At 70.5% G+C, this 17561-nt stretch carries 18 protein-coding genes and 1 pseudogene; 14 read left to right on the top strand and 5 right to left on the bottom strand.

The window, feature by feature from the left end; all coding sequences use genetic code 11:
- Window positions 1–192 precede the first annotated feature (192 nt).
- On the top strand, window positions 193–1626 hold the full coding sequence (locus PZB75_RS09630) for a DUF445 family protein (RefSeq protein WP_275534880.1): 1434 nt from the start codon (window positions 193–195) through the stop codon (window positions 1624–1626).
- Window positions 1627–1977: 351 nt separating this feature from the next.
- On the opposite strand, the gene PZB75_RS09625 is transcribed toward PZB75_RS09630, so the two are convergent.
- Complete coding sequence (locus PZB75_RS09625) at window positions 1978–2280, bottom strand: hypothetical protein (protein WP_275538651.1); 303 nt, start codon at window positions 2278–2280, stop codon at window positions 1978–1980.
- 396 nt (window positions 2281–2676) lie between these two features.
- Between PZB75_RS09625 and PZB75_RS09620 the strand changes: the two genes are divergently transcribed.
- The 4 genes from PZB75_RS09620 to PZB75_RS09605 all read left to right on the top strand — a co-directional run bounded on the left by PZB75_RS09620 (window position 2677) and on the right by PZB75_RS09605 (window position 6565).
- A complete protein-coding gene (locus PZB75_RS09620; protein WP_275534879.1) occupies window positions 2677–4179 on the top strand; it encodes an MFS transporter in 1503 nt (500 codons plus the stop codon).
- Between the two features lie 22 nt (window positions 4180–4201).
- Window positions 4202–4906, top strand: coding sequence for a TetR/AcrR family transcriptional regulator (locus PZB75_RS09615; RefSeq protein ID WP_275534878.1), 705 nt, complete (start codon window positions 4202–4204; stop codon window positions 4904–4906).
- 163 nt (window positions 4907–5069) lie between these two features.
- Entirely contained in the window at window positions 5070–5924 is an 855-nt protein-coding gene (locus PZB75_RS09610; RefSeq protein WP_275534877.1) for an alpha/beta hydrolase, read from the top strand.
- Between the two features lie 74 nt (window positions 5925–5998).
- Window positions 5999–6565: a hypothetical protein gene (locus PZB75_RS09605; RefSeq protein ID WP_275534876.1), complete on the top strand. Its 567-nt coding sequence runs from the start codon at window positions 5999–6001 to the stop codon at window positions 6563–6565.
- A 294-nt stretch (window positions 6566–6859) separates the two neighbouring features.
- Here PZB75_RS09605 and PZB75_RS09600 read toward each other — a convergent pair whose 3' ends face one another.
- The 3 genes from PZB75_RS09600 to PZB75_RS09590 all read right to left on the bottom strand — a co-directional run bounded on the left by PZB75_RS09600 (window position 6860) and on the right by PZB75_RS09590 (window position 9019).
- A complete protein-coding gene (locus PZB75_RS09600; protein WP_275534875.1) occupies window positions 6860–7765 on the bottom strand; it encodes an excalibur calcium-binding domain-containing protein in 906 nt (301 codons plus the stop codon).
- A gap of 212 nt (window positions 7766–7977) precedes the next feature.
- On the bottom strand, window positions 7978–8379 hold the full coding sequence (locus tag PZB75_RS09595) for a hypothetical protein (RefSeq protein ID WP_275534874.1): 402 nt from the start codon (window positions 8377–8379) through the stop codon (window positions 7978–7980).
- Window positions 8380–8512: 133 nt separating this feature from the next.
- Window positions 8513–9019, bottom strand: coding sequence for a hypothetical protein (locus PZB75_RS09590; protein WP_275534873.1), 507 nt, complete (start codon window positions 9017–9019; stop codon window positions 8513–8515).
- Between the two features lie 327 nt (window positions 9020–9346).
- Between PZB75_RS09590 and PZB75_RS09585 the strand changes: the two genes are divergently transcribed.
- The 7 genes and pseudogenes from PZB75_RS09585 (at window position 9347) to PZB75_RS09555 (ending at window position 14738) form a co-directional block, all read left to right on the top strand.
- Entirely contained in the window at window positions 9347–9607 is a 261-nt protein-coding gene (locus PZB75_RS09585; protein WP_275538650.1) for a hypothetical protein, read from the top strand.
- Window positions 9579–10106, top strand: coding sequence for a DUF6879 family protein (locus PZB75_RS09580; RefSeq protein WP_275534872.1), 528 nt, complete (start codon window positions 9579–9581; stop codon window positions 10104–10106). Before PZB75_RS09585 ends, PZB75_RS09580 begins: the two co-directional genes overlap by 29 nt.
- A gap of 25 nt (window positions 10107–10131) precedes the next feature.
- Window positions 10132–11037 (top strand): helix-turn-helix transcriptional regulator, encoded by a 906-nt coding sequence (locus tag PZB75_RS09575; RefSeq protein WP_275534871.1) that lies wholly within the window; start codon window positions 10132–10134, stop codon window positions 11035–11037.
- A 15-nt stretch (window positions 11038–11052) separates the two neighbouring features.
- A pseudogene (locus PZB75_RS09570) lies at window positions 11053–11585 on the top strand (DUF6879 family protein).
- 129 nt (window positions 11586–11714) lie between these two features.
- The gene (locus PZB75_RS09565) at window positions 11715–12350 is read left to right on the top strand and encodes an SSI family serine proteinase inhibitor (RefSeq protein WP_275534870.1); all 636 of its coding nucleotides are present in this window, start codon (window positions 11715–11717) and stop codon (window positions 12348–12350) included.
- A 277-nt stretch (window positions 12351–12627) separates the two neighbouring features.
- Window positions 12628–13815: a helix-turn-helix domain-containing protein gene (locus PZB75_RS09560; RefSeq protein ID WP_275534869.1), complete on the top strand. Its 1188-nt coding sequence runs from the start codon at window positions 12628–12630 to the stop codon at window positions 13813–13815.
- Window positions 13816–13976: 161 nt separating this feature from the next.
- Window positions 13977–14738, top strand: a complete 762-nt coding sequence (locus PZB75_RS09555; protein WP_275534868.1) for a transporter substrate-binding domain-containing protein — start codon at window positions 13977–13979, stop codon at window positions 14736–14738.
- Window positions 14739–14762: 24 nt separating this feature from the next.
- On the opposite strand, the gene PZB75_RS09550 is transcribed toward PZB75_RS09555, so the two are convergent.
- Window positions 14763–15623: a putative RNA methyltransferase gene (locus PZB75_RS09550; protein WP_275534867.1), complete on the bottom strand. Its 861-nt coding sequence runs from the start codon at window positions 15621–15623 to the stop codon at window positions 14763–14765.
- Window positions 15624–16043: 420 nt separating this feature from the next.
- Between PZB75_RS09550 and PZB75_RS09545 the strand changes: the two genes are divergently transcribed.
- A complete protein-coding gene (locus tag PZB75_RS09545; RefSeq protein ID WP_275534866.1) occupies window positions 16044–16649 on the top strand; it encodes an isochorismatase family protein in 606 nt (201 codons plus the stop codon).
- A gap of 212 nt (window positions 16650–16861) precedes the next feature.
- Window positions 16862–17467 (top strand): HAD family acid phosphatase, encoded by a 606-nt coding sequence (locus PZB75_RS09540; protein WP_275534865.1) that lies wholly within the window; start codon window positions 16862–16864, stop codon window positions 17465–17467.
- Window positions 17468–17561 lie beyond the last annotated feature (94 nt).

Genomic DNA, 17561 nt, shown 5'->3' with positions numbered 1-17561 from the left:
CCGCGCCGGACCGTCCGTGTGATCGGCCCCGGACCGTCCGTGTGATCGGCCCCGGACCGTCCGTGTGATCGGCCCCGGGCGCATGACGCGACGGAGCGCGGGAACTCGACGCGCTGCCCGGGAGTAGATCGGGCAGGGACAATGCGTACGGTCGCGGGGCGATGTGTACGCAGACGGGCGGAGCGGATACGAATGGCACGGAACGGAGCCGGGAAACCGGAGGAGCCGGGGAGACCGGACGGACCAGGGACGCCGGGCGGATCAGGGGCGCCGAGGAATCCCGACGGACCGGGGGAACCGGGGGCGTCGGGGAGACCGGACGCGTTCGGGAAACCGGCGAAGCCCCGGGAGTCCCCGCTCGCCTCCTTCGCGTTCACCGAGGCCGACGAGGAGAAGCGCCGTGGCGTGCGGCGGATGAAGATCACCGCCACCGGTCTCCTCCTGTTCGTCGCGGTCGTGTACACCCTTGCCACCTGGGCGAAGAACTCGGGCGTGGGTGGCTGGCCGGGCTATGTCGCGGCGGCGGCCGAGGCGGGCATGGTGGGCGCGCTGGCCGACTGGTTCGCCGTCACGGCGCTCTTCCGGCGCCCGCTCGGGCTGCCCATCCCGCACACAGCCATCATCCCCACCAAGAAGGACCAGCTGGGTGCTTCGCTCGGCTCGTTCGTGGGGGAGAACTTCCTCTCCGGGGACGTCGTCCGGGACAGGATTCACGCGCTCGGTATCGGGGCCAGGCTGGGCTCGTGGCTGGCGGAGCCGGCCCACGCGGACCGGGTCACCGCTGAGCTGGCGACCGCCCTGCGCGGTGCGCTCACCGTGCTGCGGGACGCGGACGTCCAGGCCGTGGTCGGGGAGGCGATCACCCGGCGGGCGGGCTCGGTGGAGGTCGGGCCCGGCGTGGGGAAGATGCTGGAGAAGGTCGTCGAGGACGGCGGTCACCGCAAGGTCGTGGACCTGGTGTGCGTACGTGCCCACGACTGGCTGGTGGAGCACGGCGACTCCGTGATGGACGCGGTGCAGGGCGGTGCCCCCGGCTGGACACCGCGCTTCGTAGACAAGCGGATCGGCGACCGCGTCTACAAGGAACTGCTGCGCTTCATTACGGAGATGCGCGACATGCCGGGCCATCCGGCGCGCGGTGCGATCGACACCTTCCTGCGGGACTTCGCGGCCGACCTCCAGACCGACTCGGACACCCGGGCCAGGGTGGAACGGCTGAAGTCGGAGATCCTGGGGCGCGGCGAGGTCCAGGACGTCATCGCGTCGGCCTGGTCGTCCGTGCGCGCGATGGTCATCGCGGCTGCCGAGGACGAGCAGAGCGAACTGCGACTGCGGGCACGCGCGTCGCTGATGTCGCTGGGTACGCGGCTGGCGAAGGACGAGCGGCTGCGGGCGAAGCTGGAGGGCTGGCTGGAGGACGCGGCGGTGTACGTCGTCACGACGTACCGCGCCGAGATCACCTCGCTGATCAGCGACACGGTCGCGGGCTGGGACGCCGAGCACACGTCGAAGAAGATCGAGGCGCACATCGGCCGCGATCTCCAGTTCATCCGGATCAACGGCACGGTGGTGGGCGCGCTGGCCGGGCTGGTGATCTACACGGTGTCGCGGGCGCTGGGCGGGTAACGGCCCCGGCTCCCCGGGGCCCGTACCGCTCGCCCGTGGGGTTCGTAGCGCTCGGCCACCGGCTCTTCCGTACCGCCCGGCCCCCGGGGTTCGCACTCCTCCCCGGGGGCGTACCACTCCCGTACCGCCCGGCCTCCGGGTTCCGCCCGGCCCGGGTTCCGCTCGGCCGCCGGACTCCGCCCGGTCTCCGGATTCCGTTCGGCTTCCGGACTCCGTGCGCTCCATGGACTCCGTTCGGCCCGGACTCCGTACGGTCACCGGCCCGGCTCGGCCGCCACGCGGTGACGCGGACGACTACCCCTGACCCCTGACCCCTGACCCCGGGCCCCGGCCCCGGCCCCCGGCCCGTGTTCAGGCGGCGCGGCGGGTGACCGCCCAGGACGCGGCTGCCACGCCGCCCGCCACCGCGAAGACGGCCGGCCAGGCGCCGACCTTCTTGGCCAGCGGGTGCGATCCGGCGAACGCGGCGACATAGGCGACGGTCAGCCCGACGGCCGCGCGGGGTCCGGCCTGTCGCTGCCACTGGTACGCGGCCGCGGTGCCCGCCGCCGCGAGCGCGACCCCGCCCAACGGGCGCTTCCCGGTCCACCGGGCGACCCCGTAACCACCAACCAGTCCGGTCGCCGCCACCGCCGCCGCCGGAACGTTCGCCATCGTTGCCACTGCCGCCACCTTCTCGTCGTCCGGTCCCGCTGTCGGGCCCGTTGCCGAGTCCCGCTGTCGGGGCTCTGCGCCTTCGAGGCTAACGCGGCGCATCGGCCCCCCTTCCCCCGCCCACCCCAGTCGGACACCGAAGGGGTGCACAAGCGTTTACCCTGACGGTGAACACATGTGCACCCCCGTGTCCGCTGCCCTCCACCCGCCTGCACCCGCCTGCATCTGCTTCCGCACGATCGCAGGTCCCGGCCCCCGATCCAGCTCCGTCCTGCCCAGCCCCGGCCCTGCCCCCACCCGCCGTCCGCCCCCACCCGCCGTCCGCCCCCACCCGCTTCCGTTGCCGCACCTCCGCGTCCGCCGTCCGCCCAGCCGTCGAGCACCGTACGGAGAACCATGCCCGCAGACATACCAGGCCCGGCCGAACCCGCCCTCCCCGCCGATCCCGCCGCCGCCCCCGAGCCGGTCGTCCACCCGGCGCACCCCCGTTACGCGGTGGGCGTGCTCGCCTTCTGCGGGGTCGTCGTCGCCGTCATGCAGACGATCGTCGTCCCGCTGCTCCCGCACATCCCCGCCCTCACCGGCTCCACCCCGACCGCCGCCAGCTGGCTGGTCACCGTCACCCTCCTCACGGGCGCCGTCTTCACCCCCGTGCTCGGCCGGGTCGGTGACATGTACGGCAAGCGACGGGTGCTCGTCGCGTCCCTCGGCGTGCTGGTCGTGGGCTCGGTACTGTGCGCGGTCAGCTCCCACATCGGCGTACTGATCACCGGCCGCGCACTCCAGGGCGCGGCCATCGCCGTCGTACCGCTGGGCATCAGCATCCTGCGCGACGAACTCCCGCCCGAGCGCGTGCTGTCCGCCGTGGCCCTGATGAGTTCGACGCTCGGCATCGGCGCCGCTGTCGGCCTGCCGGTCGCCGCCCTGGTCGTGGAGCACTTCGACTGGCACACCATGTTCTGGGTGTCGGGCGTGATCGGTGTCCTCGACATCGTGCTGGTGCTGTGCTGCGTACCGGAATCGCCGCTGCGCTCGCGCGGCCGGTTCGACGCGATCGGCGCGCTCGGGCTCGCGGCGGCGCTGCTCTGTCTGCTGCTCCCGGTCACCCAGGGCGGTGACTGGGGCTGGACCTCGCCCCGTACCGTCGGCCTGCTCGTCGCCGCCCTCGTCGTGGCGCTGCTCTGGGGCGTGTACGAACTCCGCGTCACGTCACCCATGGTCGATCTGCGCATCTCGGCCCGCCCCGCCGTCCTGCTGACGAACATCGCCGCGTTGCTGATCGGGTTCGCCTTCTACGCGAACTCCCTGGTCACCGCGCAGATGGTGCAGGAGCCGAAGGCGACGGGTTACGGGCTCGGCGCCTCCCTCGTCGTCAGCGGGCTGTGCCTGCTGCCGGGCGGGGTGGCCATGGTGGCGCTCTCGCCGGTCTCGGCGCGGATCTCCGCCTCGTACGGCCCGAAGGTCTCCCTGGCCCTGGCCGCGGGGATCATCGCGGCCGGATACGTGGTGCGTTACTTCACCAGCCACAGCCTGTGGCTGATCATCGCGGGCGCGACGGTCGTCGCGGCGGGCACGGCCATCGCGTACTCCGCGCTGCCCGCGCTGGTGATGCGGGGCGTGCCCGTCAGCGAGACCGGTGCGGCCAACGGACTCAACACGCTGATGAGGTCCGTCGGTCAGGCGTTCTGCAGCGCCACGGTGGCGGCGGTGCTCGCCAACATCACGTTCCGGATCGGCGGCCGGACGGCGCCGACGCTCCACGCCTACCAGCTGGTGTTCCTGATCGCGTCGGGCGCGGCGCTGCTGGCGCTCGCGGTGACGTCGTTCCTGCCGGGCAGGCGGGCGCCGGGTCCGGAGCAGGCGGGTGCCCGGGTACGGTCGGAGGCGACCACCCGATGAGACCGAAGCCCAGGGAGAGCGCATGACCGGCCGAGCCCCCGCCTCCGCGCCTTCCGCTTCCGCCCCGCCTTCCGCTTCCGCCCCGCCCTCCACGGCCGGGCCCTCCGCTTCCGCCTCACCCTCCGCCTCCGCGCCCACCCCGTCCCCGGCTGCCGTCGATCCGGGCACCGGCCGGTACGCGATTCTGCGGGCCGCGCGCCGGGCGTTCACGCAGCGCCCGTACGCGGAGGTGACGATCCGGGCCATCGCCGCCGACGCGGGGGTGAGCCCGTCCCTGGTGGTGAAGCACTTCGGCCGCAAGGAAGAACTCTTCAACACCGTCGCGGACTTCGGCCCCGCCGCCGAAGAACTCTTCGACGCACCGCTCGGCGGCCTCGGCCGGCACATGGTGCTGACGCTGGTGCGCCGCCGCCGGGAGGAGCACTCGGACCCGCTGCTGCGCGTGGTGTTCTCGCTCGGCAACCGCGACGAGCGCTCCCTCCTGCGTGACCGCTTCCACGCTCAGGTCACCGACCGGCTGGCCGCCCGCCTCCGGGGCGACGAGCGGGCTCTGCGGGCCGAACTGATCGCGGGCCACCTGCTGGGTCTCGGCGCCACCCTCAGTCTGCACCGCGAGGGCGCGGGCGCCCTGGTCACGTCGGAACACCTCGCGGACCTGTACGCGCCGTCGATCCAGGCCCTGGTCACGGGCGGTACGGCCACCGCCCCCGTACCGACCGCTGACTGACTCGGACCACGGAACCCGTCCCGCGCGCAGGACGGCGGAGAACAGCGGACGACGCGCAGGACGGTGGAGAAGAGCGGCCGACATCCGTCAACCGGCGGTGCGCACCGGCACGTTGAACGAAAGCCCGAACCCGGAAAGCCCGCGAACGGAGAATCACCGGCCCATGGCACAGCCGCCCCGCCCACACGTCACACCGACCACCACGTCCGTGTCCACCACATCCCTGTCCACCACGGACGGAGTGCGCCTGTCATGCGTGGATTACGGGGGTGATGGCCCCCCGGTCCTGCTGCTCCACGGCCTGGCGGGCCACGCCGGCGAATGGGCGTCGCTGGCAGGCATGTTGACTTCCCACCACCGGGTCCTTGCCTACGACGCCCGAGGCCATGGCGCCGCCACCCGCTGCCCCGTAGATCTCTCGCGCGCCGCACACGTCCGGGACGCGAAGACAGTGATGGACCAACTGGTCGGTGAGGAGACCCCGTTGACACTCGTCGGGCAGTCCCTGGGCGGCCTCACCGCGCTGCTGACCGCAGCGGCGCACCCCGACCGGGTGGAGGCGTTGGTGCTCGTGGAGGCGGGGCCGGACGGACCCGCCCCGGAGCTGCCCGAGCGGATCGGGTCCTGGATGGACTCCTGGCCGGTGCCGTTCGCCTCCTTCGAGGCCGCGTCCGCGTTCTTCGGCGGGGGCGAGGTGGGGAACGCCTGGGCCGCGGGTCTCGCCCGTACGCCCGACGGCCTGCACCCACGCGTCGATCGTGACGTGATGGTGGCGACGGTCGCGGAGAACGCCCGCCGTGGCTTCTGGGACGAGTGGGACCGGGTGTGCTGCCCGGTGCTCGTGGTGCGGGGCGCGTCCGGCTCGATGCGCGCGGAGGAGGCGGAGCAGATGCGTGTGCGCCATCCGGACACGGACGTACGGATCGTTCCTGACGCCTCCCACGACGTGCACCTGGACCAGCCGGCGGCCCTGTACACGGCGTTGAGGGCGTTCCTGGGACAGCCACCGGCCCGCTGAGCTGAAGTATGGTCCAGTCCAGTCCGGCCGAACACCATCGGACAGGACCCAAGGTCAGCGCACGAGGGGAACTCATGTCCGTCATCCGTACCGGCTTCCGTGGCGCCGCTGTCGCCGCGGTCCTCGCGGCTGCCCTGGTGTCCTGCACCAGCGCCACCACGACGAACGGTCCGGGCGGTGACGTCCCGGACATACCGCCCGCCTCGGCGGCGGCGAAGGAGACCGCGGCGAAGGCCACGACCGACCCGGAGAACGGTACGGACCCCGCGGGCCGGAGCTCGGACCAGGACTCCCCGGATCAGAACTCCGCCTCCACTGTCGAACCCGGCCCCGAGGCGGTGCGTGACGCCTTCGCCGGCCTCCAGGCCACCCTGGGGGAGACCTGCACTCCGGGCGCGGGGGACTGCGACTACTTCCTGGGGCGCGTCAACGGCGAACTTCGCGGACTCGACGAGGCCATGAGGGCGGACTCGAAGGGCCCGGCCCACTTCAAGGAACCGCTGGCCTGGATGGGCGCGATGCGGAAGTCGCTGGGCAACGACTGGTCGGTGGACAACCTGGAGAAGCACAGGTCCGAACTGATCGGCACCCGCGACCGCATCAACACCTGGATGCAGGGCCACCCGGACGACTACCGCTGACGTACGCCGCCGAGCCTTTTCGCGTCATCCCGACCGGGCGGCGGCGGAAGTCCCTTCCTCCGCCACCGCCCGGCGATGACCAAGTCCCCGGCGCCACCGCCGGATCGCGAGGTCGCAGAGCCGCGGATCGCCGGCCGCGGATCACGGAGTCACCGCAGATCGCCGAGCCTTCGCGGACCACCAAGCCCCCACACACCACCAAGCCGCCACCGATCGCCGCCACCGATCACCGATCACTGGTTGCACCCCAGGTCACCTGGGGTGCGACCCAGGTCACTCGGGGTGCAACCCAGCTCACTCGCAGCCGACGCCGTCCCCGTCACGGTCGAGGTGCCGCCCGTACCCGGGGTCCCCGGCGTGAACCGGCGCGGCCCCGGCGGCCCGAGCGGCGGCGCAGTTCTTGTAGTACGCGCTGCCACCGCCCCCACCACTGCCACTGCCACCGCTCCCGCTTCCGCCCCCACTCGACGACCCGCCGTTGCCGTGGTACGGCTCGCAGCCGACGCCGTCCCCGTCACGGTCGAGGTGGGCCGCGAACCCGGGCTGCCCGCGATGGATCGGCGCGGCCCCGGCGGCCCGTACGGCATCGCAGTTCTTGTAGTACACCGAGTCCTTCGTCTCGGTCCGCTTCGGCTTAGGCTTGGCGGCCGGTGCCTTGCTCACCTCGGGCGTCGGAGAGGGTGTGGGGGTGGGTGCGGTCACCGTGATGCTTACGACGGCGGTACCGGTCAGCGCGGGCTTCCCCTTCACCGTGACCCGGTACGTGAACTCGTCCGAACCGGAGTACCCGGCCGTCGGCGTGTACGCGAACACCGCCCCGTCGACGACGGTGGCCGTGCCGTGCGCGGGCGGGGTCTCGACGGCGGCCGTGAGATCAGGCACGCCGTACCAGGTGAGCAGCGAACCCGAGGTGTCGTTCTCCAGCCGCACCGTGTCGTTCTGCAACGCGGAGACCGCGACCTTCTCGACCGCGTCGGTGCTCACGGTGTCGTCCACGAGGGCCAGTTGACGCGCGACCAGGGCAGTGGGCGAGGCGGATGCGGTACCGGCGGACGCCGCCGCCACGGCCTTGGCGTCCTTGCCGCTGTCGTCGTCGCCGCCCTCGCACCCGGCGACGGTCAGGGCCAGAGCGAGGACTCCGGCCGATATCCCGACCGGACCGCGTACCGCTCTCGAAAACCCGGAAACTCGCGAAGTCATGGTGCCCCCCAAGGCATTTCTGTGTGACCGAAGGAGGTGATGTTCGCAGGAGCGGAAGCGCCAGGAGGGGCATACGAGGGAAGGAAGCGAAACTGTGATGAAACTGTGTGCGCCACGTGGGGAATCGGTTACGCCCCACGCCTCCACGCCGTCCCACGCCTCCACGCCGCCCAACGTCCGCCCCCGCTCTCCTCCACGCACCCGCTCACCGGTCAACGGCCCAGGACGAGCCGCCCGGTGCGCAGGCTGGTGTGGTTGGCGAAGAGGGCGTCCAGCGGGAACGCCCGGTCGAGCTCCCCGGTCCACCGGGTATCGGGCAGATCGTGATGGTCGTCGGCCCGGACCATCCGGGCCCGGCCGCACTGCGTGAGGAGCCAGCGGGCCTGCGTCTGAGCGGGCGGCGGATTGGTGTACATGCCGGCCGCGAGCCGCCACAGGTGTACCCCGGTGGCACCTTCGGGCGCGGTGACCCCGATGATCGCGACATCACCGAGCCCCCGCGAGTCGCTGGACCGGGTGGTGTACGCGACGGTGAGGCCGTCCAGCGGAAAGAGCGTGATGCGGCTGCGGCCGGTGACGCGTTGGGTGGCCCCCACGACGAGTCCGTTCTCCACGAGTGACGAGTCCGTACGAGTCCCGCGAACCGCCCCTCGGTGTCCCGGCCGGTGGCCGGCCGCCACCGCGCACGCTCCACACGCGCGACGGAGGCGACCCCGCCCGACCCCGCCGGGGAAGGCGATGCGGCGTTCAGCGGCAGGGGCCGTCGCCGCAACAGGTCGGCGGATTGCACTCGGCGGCCGTTCCCCACAGCTCGTGGTCGACGGCGAAGCCGGCCTCCTCGATGGCCTCCACGGTCCGCCGGATCGCGCCCCCGTCACGCAGCTGCTGTCCCTTGTAAGGGTGGTGGTGAATGAACCGCCCCGCGTTCCGTCGGCACCAGTCGGCGTACTCCCGCGAGTGCAGGATGAACGCGTGCCAGCCGGGGTCGACCGTCTTGGACGGCGACAACGGAACGTCTCCGCGCCGCGCTGTCATGGCGAGGAAGGCGAGTGCCTGGTCCATGACCCGCTCGGCGAGCGGACGCTCCATCCGGTCCTCGTGCTCAAGGAAACTGACGAGACGATCGAACAACTCGCCATCGACGAGACTGCGGCCGACGGCATGCCGCTGAACGCCGTACTCACGACGCGTGTGCTCCTGCGGAAGGACGTGTTGACGAGGTGTGTGCTGCTGTGGGGCGACGAGTGGGGCCATGCGAATCTCCTCGGACAAGTGCCAAGTTCCCGACACGCGGGCTGAATCCCATGTGTCGTCTGCCTCCGGACGACGACGGCCGGGCCACGTCGGCCGGTGGGCCACCGGACGCGATAGCGGGGCTCCCCTCGGGAGCCGCTTGTCCGTGACCGTGCATGTGACGCTAGGAGATCCCACGGCCGACTCGCCAGTCATGTGCAGAATTGTGCGTGCACAAGAGGTCACCTCATGAAGTGGCTTCAAACTGCCCTTGAACAAGTGCCAACGTCGAGTGATTCTGTTGCACAAGCATGCACGGACGTGCACGAGCCTCGATTGGGGATGAACGTGACATTACGTTTCGTCGGGATCGATCCCAACACCGCTGACAAAGAAAGCCCCACAGTGTGGGTCGACGAGAAGAATGGTGAGCTCGTCTTCCAGGGATGGAAGCCGGATTCCGCGCTTGAAGCGGAGTGCGCTGCCACAGAGGTCCCTGGACACGCCACGGGGATTCCCGAAAACGAGGCAGTGATCCGGATTCCCGCCAGGATGGTCGGCTTGGTGAGGGAGGCGTGCGATGCGGTCGAGCGTGCCAACGTTCGATGATCTGATTCACGGGTGCGTGCGGTCCGCGGTGCACTTGGAGATGCGTGACGCCTACGCGGTCGACTACGAGGACGGCCCGTTCGCCGCATGGAAGAAGGGTTTCCGTCATGACCCGGCGGACCGCGCCTCGTGGTGGCGCCCGTGGCTGGACCTGATGTCGGAGACGGTCGTCCGTGGCGTCGTCGTCCGTCGCGCCCGCATCGTCTCCGAGCCGGTGAGTGAGTACATCCGGTACGAACACTCGGGTACGTTCACCAACGTGGCTGCCGGGGAAGTGGTTCGGTGGCTCCCTCGCAGGCATGCGTCCGACATCGCCCTGCCGGGCAATGACTTCTGGCTCTTCGATGACCAGTGGGTGCACTGGAACCACTTCGCGGGTGACGGTTCATCGACGGGCGCGGAGATCACCGACGAGCCGGCAGCAGCTGGGTTGTGCTTCTCCGCGTTCGAGGCAGTATGGGAGCGTGCCACGCCGCACGAAGAGTACGAGATCAGCTAGCAGAAAGCACCGACCAGGCCAGCTCATGCCCAAGTCGCCTTCGTCATCCGCTCAAGCTGCCCGCGAAACTGTCGCGACGCGACTGCGGGATATGCGAAAGGGAGCCGGGCTCACGGTGGCTGAGCTGGCCGGCCGGTGTGGCTGGCATCACGCCAAGACGTCGCGCATTGAAAACGCCCGCACCGCTCCGTCCGCCAAGGACATACGCCTGTGGTGCCGGGCGTGCGGAGCCGAGCGGGACGCCGACGACGTGATCGCGCAGTCGCTCAACGCGGAATCGTTGTACAACGAGTGGCGTCACCAGGTGCGGAACGGGTTGAAGCAGCTCCAGGACCGTTCGGCTCAGTTCTTCCGGGAGACACAGCTCTTCCGCGTCTACTCGGCGACATTGGTGCCCGGCCTGTTGCAGACGGAGGGCTACGCGACGGGTCTGCTGAGCACGATTGCGCACTTTCGCGGGATTCCCGATGACGGCGCGGACGCGGCGGCTGCCCGGATCGCTCGGGCACGCGTGATTCACGAACATGGACATCGGTTCGTTCTTGTCATCGAGGAAGCCGCTCTGTACTACCGTTTTGGTGACGCTGACGCCATGGCGGCTCAGTTGGGTCACCTCTTGACCGCAGGGGCTCTGCCTGCGGTTTCTCTGGGAGTCATCCCACGGACTACGACAGATCGGAAGCAATGGCCGACGGAGACGTTCCACATCTACGATGACTCACTCGTGTCCGTGGAACTCCTGTCGGCGCAGGTGAAGGTGACTCAACCGAGTCAGGTGGCGCTGTACTTGCGGGCGTTCGGCGAACTTCGCGGCATGGCCGTCTACGGGGCCGAGGCCAGGTCCCTCATCGTGCGGGCCATCGATGCGTTGGGCCGGGACGGGGCGCGGGAAACGACCGGCCTGTTAGCCCCTGTGAACGATCAAGACTGAGCTCAGGAGACATCCATGGCGGCGCACGTGCCCCCGTTCAACGAACTCATGGAGGCCGCCCGGCACTCCGCCATGCATCTGGAGATGCGCGATGTGTACGGAGTCCACGACGAGGCCGATGACTTCGCTCGGTGGAAGGAGACGAACCGCCGCGACGCTGACCCCCAATCCCCTTACTGGAGCCCCTGGGTGGACCCATTATCCGCGCGGTCGGCAGGGGCGTCTCGGTGCGCCGGGCCCGGGTCGTATCGGAACCGGTGACGGATTACATCCGGTACGAGCACGCTGGTACTTCCGTCAACGTTCACGCGGGTGAGCAGGTGCGCTGGCTGCCACGACGGTTGACGTCCGACCTCCTGCTGCCTGGGAACGACCTATGGATCTTCGACGGGGAGACAGTGCTGTTCAACCACTTTTCGGGAGAGGGAAACTGGCAGGAGCCAGGCATGGAGCTGTGCACCGAGCCCACCGTGGCGAAGCAATGCGGAGCGGCATTCGAAACCGTATGGCAGCGCGCCGTCCCGCACGACCAGTACGAACTACGCTGACCCGTCCCGCCTGACGTTCCGGGCCCCTGAGCGCGTAACCCGCTGACGCGGGGAGGCGGGGCGCGGCCTCGGCCCCGGCCTCAGCTCTGCCCCCGTGCCTCGCCCCAGGGCCCCTTCGTTGAGCCGCGCATGAACGCTCCTCTCCGAATGCGCGCCCGCGCCCGCGCCACCCGTGCCCTCCGCGCCCGCGCCTCCCGTGCCCTCCGCGCCCGCGCCTCCCGTGCCCTCCGCGCCCGCGCCTCCCGTGCCCTCCGCGCCCGCGCCTCCCGTGCCCGCGCCTCCCGCGCCCACCGTCCCCGCGACTCCCGTTCCCTCCGCGGCCTCGCCCGGGTGGCGCTCTTCACAGCGGCCCTGCTGTCACCTCTGCTCGCGCCCCCGTTCTCGCCGCCGCTTCCGCAGACCGTCGGCGCGGCTGCCGCGGCCGGTGTGACCGGTATGGTTCCCGCAGGCCGCGCCGGCCGCGCCGACGGCGATCTCCTCCTGACGGTCTCCGGTTCCGAGAACACCTGGGTCCGTGGCGTGGTCCTCAAGTGCCCTTACACCGAAGGCCATCACCCGCACGGGCCGGCGGCCTGCGCGGCCGTCGCCGTGGTGCACGGCGATCTGGACGCCCTGCCCGACGACCCGCACGCGTGCACCATGGAGTACGACCCCGTCACAGCCACCGCGAAGGGCCGCTTCGAAGGCCGTCCCGTCGAGTGGACCCGTACCTTCCCCAACGCCTGTGCCCTCGACGCGGCGACCGGTCCCGTCTTCCGATTCTGAACCGAGGGTGCGCCCGATCCCCCTGATTCTCCGCCGCCACACACGCCTCGCGCGACCACCTCGACAGGCCGGACGGAGGCTGCCGCGTCCCCCAAATGGCAACGGCACCCGAAGACTTGTTCGCGTGGCGGCGGGGAAAATTCCTGCGGTACGGTGACGGGAACATCACACTCCGTGTGCGTACGCGTATCGCGCGCATGGGGCGGCCCCCGGCGGTGCGGTAACACCAGACCGAGGGCCTTCATCACCAGTGGGAACCCAAGAAAGGCCACCGGGAATGCTTCGGCATGTTATCGCGCCGTCCGGGCGCTTCACCAAGGCATCGCACGATGTCGTACGCCATCCACGGCTGAGCAGCGACGCGAAGATCCTCCTGCTGTACGTGCAAGGGCTCCCCGACAACGCGGTTGGCAAGTCCCTCGGCGAACTCGCGCGAAGGCTCGGGATCAAGGGCCGTGCGTACCAGAAGGCCAAGCAGCAACTGGTGGAGCACGGTTACGTACACGAGTGGCGCAGCCAGGGCGACCGGGGACGCTGGGTCACCGAACAACTCCTGGCGAATCTCCCCCTGTCGGACGAGGCGGCCTCCGGGCTGCGGGAAGGATCGGGGGAGAGGCCGGTCGAGGGGGCGGGCGAGGGGACGGGCGAGGGATCGGGCGAGAGGTCGGGTGTGGATTCGTCACCGGGTGTCCGGTTTCCGGCGGTCGGTGCATCGACCGGTCGGACGGTCGGTGGCTATGAACCAGTAGAAGAACACTGTGAGAAGAGCACTCCCCACCCACCCCCCGAAGCCCACACCCGCGACGAGCCGGACCCCGCCCTCACGCTCACCATCACCCCCGCACCCATCACCCCGGACACCGAACCCGAGCCCGAGCCCGTACACGTACCTGAATCCGGCACCGGGCCCGGGGCCCGCCCCGAACCCGAGGGCGCGATCGAACCGGCTCCCGCCCACGACCACGAACTCGCAGAGGCCGAGGGGCTGCTGCTGTCGTTGCGCCACTCCCATCGCCAACTTCACCTGGGGGTGATCGAGGCCCGCGCCCTGGCGGCGGAAGCCGTCACCTGGCTGCGGCACGGTGTCTCGCCGTCCGAGCTGCGGCGGGTTCTGACGTCCGAACTGCCCGACGACGGAGTGCGGTCGGCGGTCGGGTTCCTGCGCCACCGCCTCCTGCACAAACTCCCCGAGCCTCCCACGCCCACCCTGTCGCCCGAACCGCCCCCCGGGGCACCGCAGTTCCCTCCCGTGCCCGAACTGGTCACCTGCGACGGGCCGGGCGAGGAACACGTCTTCCGCCCGCTGACGGAGGAGACGGAATGCGCCGCCTGCCGCCAGGCCATCGCGTACGAGAACTGGAGGCGCGGCGCCCGCCCCGCCGAGCCGCCGACCGAGTACACCCCCTGGCGGGAGCGCTTCGCGCGGGTCTACGAGGCGGCCGGCCTGCCCGCCATCGAAGGCTGACCCGTGGCCCCTCGACCGCCAAGGACCGGCACTCCAAGGCTCACCGCCACCGCCCAAAGCCAACAGCCAACGGCCCAAGGCCAATCGCCAACAGCCCCAAGGCCAACCGCCCACCGCCAACCGCCAAGGGCCTTGGCAGGCCGTGTCCTATAGTCCGATCCATGGCGAATGTGACTGCCGACATCACCAAGGACCTGGCGCCGAACGGCACTCTGCGGGCCTCGATCAACCTGGGCAATCCGGTGCTGGCCCAGGGGACTCCGGCGGCCCCCACCGGCATCACGGTCGACATCGCCCGGGAGATCGGTGCGCGGCTGGACGTGCCCGTGGAGTTCCTGTGCTTCGACGCGGCGCGGAAGTCGTTCGAGGCGATGACGACCGGGCGGGCCGACATCTGCTTCCTGGCCGTCGAGCCCGCGCGCGAGGCGGAGGTCGCCTTCACCGCGCCGTACGTCGTGATCGAGGGCGTGTTCGCCGTGCCCCGGGACTCGGCGCTCACCACGGTCGCCGATGTCGACAGCGCAGGCGTACGCATCGGAGTGAAGCGCGGTTCCGCGTACGACCTCTACCTCACCCGCACCTTGCTGCACGCGAGCGTCGTGCGCGGGGACGAGGGGGTCGACGAGTTCCGCGCCCAGGGCCTGGAGGTCGCGGCCGGGATCAGGCAGCCGCTGGCCGAGTACGTCGTCGCGCACCACGAAGTACGCCTGATCGAGGGCCGGTTCATGCAGATCCAACAGGCGCTGGGGACGACCACGACCCGGCGGCCGGAGACCGTACGGTTCCTCCGGGACCTGGTCGAGGAGTTGAAGGCGGACGGGTTCGTCGCCGATTCCCTTCGCCGTGCGGACCAGTCCGACACCCTGGTCGCCCCGCCCGCCCCGTCGGCCGAGGCCGATTCTCTCAACTCCGTGACCAGGTGATCACCGCCGCGAGCACGGCACCGGTCACCGGGGCCGGTAGGCGGTGGCCAGCACGGAGACAGTGACCCGATCGGGCAGGAGGCAGGCATCCTCCAGGTCTGCGCGGTTCGCGTGGCGCGCGCTCGGCGTCATCCCCACCAGGTCAAGTGCCTCGGGTCCGGTCAGGGACGTGACGTACTCGACCTGCTCGGTGGCGGCGGCCACGAAGCAGGGGTCCAGCGCCTGGTGCAGACGCTCTTCCTTGAACGGGTCGATCGTGACCATTGCGGGCACCCGGCCGCGCAGCTCGTCCAGGTGCCGCCCGGTAGGACGTACGACGACCAGCCGGCCGGTCGGGCGCAGCACTCGGTGGAACTCTGACGGGTTGCGCGGAGCGAACACGTCCAGCACGACATCGGCCACCCCGTCGGCCAGCGGGAAGGGACGGAAGACGTCCCAGGTCGCCGCAGCGGCTCGCGCATGCGCTCGGGCTGCCGAGCGCAGCGCGCGTACCGAGGTGTCCAGCCCCAGACCACGGGCGGCGGGCAGTCGGTCGAGTACCCCGGCCAAGTAGTAGCCCGTACCGCACCCGACGTCGACGACCGTGCCCCGCTGCCGCCCCCGCTCGGACGCGGCGCCGGCGGCCAGGCGGGCCACTGCCTGTCGGACGGGCCCGTACCTGCCGGTGGACAGGAACCGATCGCGGGCGCGGGCCATGGCCGCGTCGTCGCCGCTGGTGGCGCGGCTGCCCGTCAAGAGACTGACGTACCCGTGACGGGCGATGTCGAAGGTGTGACCCGAGGGGCAGCGCAGCGTGCCGCCGTCGGGGTGGAGGCGGGCGCGGCACGGCGGGCAGCGCAACAGGTCGAGGAACGGTTCGAGGGCGGGGAGAGGCGACACAGGCACAAGGCACTCCTGGCAACGGTGAAGGAAAGGACCGTGCCTGCACGCGCGTTCGGCAGTCGCCGCCCCAGGAGGGAGCGGGCCCGGCGTCCGGCCACCTGGGCTGGGTACGGGTAGCGCCGAGGACGTGGTTCACGCGGCAGGCACACCGAGGAGGGCGATGCCGTCCGGCAACGCCCTCAATGCCTTCCGATCACAGGAAGCAGCAGTGCGGGGTACTCATGAATGCCACACCGCGATTCTACGAGCTTCGGCGGAAGCCTCTCGTACTCTCCGTACCGCCGAAGTCGATGACCGTGCTCAGCCGCCTCTCCCACCTCTCGCGCTCCTTCCGCTCCTCCCGGTCCTTATGGCCCGTCCGCTGCCATCCATCACCTGGTTAACGGAGTGCGCGGGGAGTACGGCCGCAGGCAGGATGACCATATGAGCGAGCCTGTGTCGCCCGTAGAGGCCCTGATCGTGGTGGACGTGCAGTCGGCCGCCGTCTCCGGAGCCAGGGCGGTACCGGACGCCGCCCGGATCATCGACCGTACAGCGGACCTGATCGACCGGGCCCGCGCGGCCGGGGCACTCGTCGTCCACCTCCAGAACGACGGACCGGCCGGAGCGGACGACGAACCGCACACCCCGGGCTGGGCGCTCCACCACCCCGCCCGGACCGGCCCGTCGGAGACGGTGATCCGCAAGCCCGAGGACGACGGCTTCGAGAGGACTCCGCTGGGGGACGTGCTGACCGACGCGGGCGTACGGGCGGTCGCCGTCTGCGGAGTGATGTCGGAGATGTGTGTACGGGCGACAGCGCGCCGGGCCCTGGACCTGGACTACCGGGTCGTCCTGCCGCACGACGCCCACGCCACGCACGACATCCCGGCGGCCGAGGGAATCAGCGACGCCGTCCCGGCCGCGATGGCTTCGCGGGTCGCGGAATGGTCCCTGGGCAGCGAGGCCGAGATCGTCGCCCACGCGTCGGACGTCATGTTCACGCCCCGCCCCTGCTCCCGCGACGCTCCTGAACCTGGGCTCCGGTGAGTTCGGCATTTCCTCGTATATGCACTGGGGTCACTTCGCGTTCACCGGCGTCGACGCATGTCAAAGATGCGAATGAGCCGTCCTCGAAAGACATGGTCCTCTCACCGGAATGGACTGCTAACGTCGTGCGCGAAAGTCGAGGAACCTTTCGGCGCGACACGTTGTTCCATCCGTCGTTTTCTTTGCGTGCACGAGAACGGAGAGTGAACGGAATGAATTCCAGGACGCACAAGCTCACCACGGTGGCGGCGGGCCTGCTCGCACTGGGCATCGCGACCGCCCCGACGGCAATCGCCGCCCCCGCCCCGACGGCGACCGCCGCCCCCAGCGCGGCGGCCGCCTCGCTGCCGAGCTACGAGACCTGGCAGTCCGACGTACGCAAGGTCATGGACCCATCCGTCCCCTACCTCACGCAACGGGTGAAACAGGGCGGTTCGAAGCTCGCCATCGTGCTGGACATCGACAACACCTCGCTGGAGACGGAGTACCACCCGGGCGCTCCGAACAAGCCGGTTCTGGAATTCGCGAAGGCCGCCGCAGCCAACGGGGTCTCCGTGCTGATCGCGACCGCCCGAAAGGAGAGCGGCAAGTCCGGTGCGCTGTCCGACCTGAAGAAGGCCGGCTACCCGACGATCACCGCGATATGCCTGAAGAAGAACGAAAGCCACTCGGTCGACGTGAAGATCCGCTGCCGCAAGGAATTCGTCGCGAGCGGCTACACCCTGATAGCGAACGTCGGAAACCGCCCGGGTGACCTTGAGTACGTGAATTACGAGCGCGGGTTCAAACTCCCGGACTACGACGAACAACTCTCCTGACTCCGCCTGACTCCGCCGCCCCGGGGCCTTGCCCACGCGGGGTCCTGTCCCAGGCGCGCCCGCCGTGGGTAAGGCCCGCCCGGGGGCTCGCCAT

The sequence above is a fragment of the Streptomyces sp. AM 4-1-1 genome (genome assembly GCF_029167625.1).
In the GTDB taxonomy this organism is placed as follows: domain Bacteria; phylum Actinomycetota; class Actinomycetes; order Streptomycetales; family Streptomycetaceae; genus Streptomyces.
This window is presented reverse-complemented; position numbering and strand designations above follow the sequence as displayed.